This is a genomic window from Halorubrum ezzemoulense DSM 17463 (genome assembly GCF_002114285.1).
In the GTDB taxonomy this organism is placed as follows: Archaea; Halobacteriota; Halobacteria; order Halobacteriales; family Haloferacaceae; genus Halorubrum; species Halorubrum ezzemoulense.
In genome coordinates this window covers 1-1,401 of the sequence record NZ_NEDJ01000149.1, presented here as the reverse complement: position 1 = coordinate 1,401, position 1,401 = coordinate 1, and the positions used below count along the sequence as shown (strand labels likewise).

Annotated in this window: 1 protein-coding gene; it reads left to right on the top strand. The window is 58.1% G+C overall.

The genetic code is table 11. From position 1 onward, the window contains the following. Positions 1-49 precede the first annotated feature (49 nt). A complete protein-coding gene (locus tag B9H04_RS17785) occupies positions 50-1,216 on the top strand; it encodes an ISH3 family transposase (RefSeq protein WP_049930700.1) in 1,167 nt (388 codons plus the stop codon). The last annotated feature ends 185 nt before the right edge of the window (positions 1,217-1,401 follow it).

Below are 1,401 nucleotides of genomic sequence, written 5' to 3'. Positions count from 1 at the left end.
TTCAGTACATCACAAAGCCGGTTAGTTGAGACGTCTGCTTGCTGAAGGTGTGTCTAATACCAAGCAAGCAGACGGTGAAATCCACGAGGACCAGCTTCTTAACTTCCTCGTCAACTCTCTTGACGAGGAAGTTGCCCTCACACTCGCTGAAAACGCTGAACTCGATGCTGAAGACATCTACGAGGTCCTCGTCGGCGCGTGCGCCGACGGGACCTCAGTCTCAACGCTCTGTGAGAGAAGTGAAGATGCACCCCACGAAAACTCGGTTCTCTACCACCTCCGCACCAAGTTCGACCTTGAGACGCTCGAACAAGTCGGAAACGCGCTCCTTCAGAAGGACGTTCTCGACGTCCTTCCCCAGCAGGTGGAGGTCGTTTCTGACCTCCACCTGCGGCCCTACTACGGCGACGAAGACGGTACAGATGGCCTGTATCACTCACAAGCGAAGCGTGGAACAACTGCGTTCCATGCCTACGCGACACTCTACGCGCGTGTGAAGAACAAACGCTACACGCTGGCGGTGCGCCGTCTCGAAGACGGCGACACCGCCAGCAGTGTCCTCGCAGAGTTTCTCGGTATCCTCGACGACCTTGACCTCAAGGTCAAGGCCGTCTTTCTTGATCGCGAATTCTACGATAGTAAGTGTTTGACGCTGCTTCAGGCACACAACCACGCCTACGTCATGCCGATCGTCCGCTGGGGACAGACGATCAAGCAAGAACTCTCGGAAGGCTGGAGTCGCGTGATTCAACACGACATGACGGCGAAACTCGACGGTCACAGCTGGACCGTCGAGTTTCCCGTCTACATCGACTGTACGTACCAAAACGGACGGTACGACGAACATGGGGTGGCGCGTCACGGCTACGCCGCTGACGCGCCGTTCATCGACTCACCACGAGACGCTCGATACCACTACGCGAAACGCTTCGGTATCGAGGCCAGCTACCGACTCTCCGAGCAAAGTATTGCGACGACCTCGACACAAAATCCGGTCGTACGGCTGCTGTACGTCGTGGTGAGCTTGTTGTTACAGAACGTCTGGCGGTATTTACACTGGGAATACGTGGCGACGCCCCGCCGTGGGGGGCGTCGCCTCTGGAAGTGGTCGTTCAAGGAGTTCATCAACATGATTCAACGGGCAGCGTGGACGGCCCTCGCGACGCGTCGGGCCGTCCCCGCAAACCGACCACCAGACGACCGGTTTACCCGCTAATCCCCGACCGGGCTAGCCTTCGCCAGGAGTGGCGACGCTGTCGCGTCGGCGGCAGCCGCCGCCGACAGCGACAGCTCTCCGTCGGTTCGTCGAAGATTTTCTTGTCAAGGCCACCAGCACAACCGCTCCGCCGTGGAACTCAGGCTTCAGAAACAGCTAGCCGAAGATGCTTTGTGAGGTACTGA